Origin of the sequence: Fusobacterium sp. SYSU M8D902 (assembly GCF_040199715.1) — a bacterium.
Lineage (GTDB): Bacteria > Fusobacteriota > Fusobacteriia > Fusobacteriales > Fusobacteriaceae > Fusobacterium_A.
Map to the genome: position 1 here is coordinate 1 of NZ_JBEFNA010000088.1, position 533 is coordinate 533.

The window sequence follows — 533 nt, forward strand, 5'->3', positions numbered from 1 at the left end:
CGAAACTCATTATATCAGCTCCTTTCCTCTCTTACCCTCTCCACAAATATATAATTAATATTTATATTAATTTTTATATTTAAATTATACTATATCTTTTCATTTTCTACAATGCAATTTGTGGAAAGGGTAACACACTACCCTTTTTTTACAAAAAAGTCGTGTGCAAGGGGGATTCCCCTTGACCCCTTTTATATCAAAATAAATATCATAGATATATTTATTTTGAGTTAATAATATGCTATAATAATTATAACATATTATTAACAAAAGGAGTGATGAAAGTGGCAAATAAAGACATTGATACTTTATTAAAAGAAATTGAAGAAAAAAAGAAAAAACTATTAAAGAAAAAATATGATACTAGAACAAAACCAATCAATGATATTTTAAAAAAACATCTTGATAAAATTTCAGATGAAGAAATATTATATGTTGCTAATTATTTAATGGACATTGTTGATTCAAAAAATACAAATAATAATGAAAATACAAAAACTACTGAAGAATAATTTTTTCAAAAGCTGGAACTA

At 23.5% G+C, this 533-nt stretch carries 1 protein-coding gene; it reads left to right on the plus strand.

What is annotated here, in order from left to right:
* Nucleotides 1-284 precede the first annotated feature (284 nt).
* Nucleotides 285-512 carry a hypothetical protein gene (locus ABNK64_RS11195; protein WP_349764451.1) on the plus strand — a complete coding sequence of 76 codons (228 nt, stop codon included), beginning with the start codon at nucleotides 285-287 and terminating at the stop codon, nucleotides 510-512.
* Nucleotides 513-533: the final 21 nt, after the last annotated feature.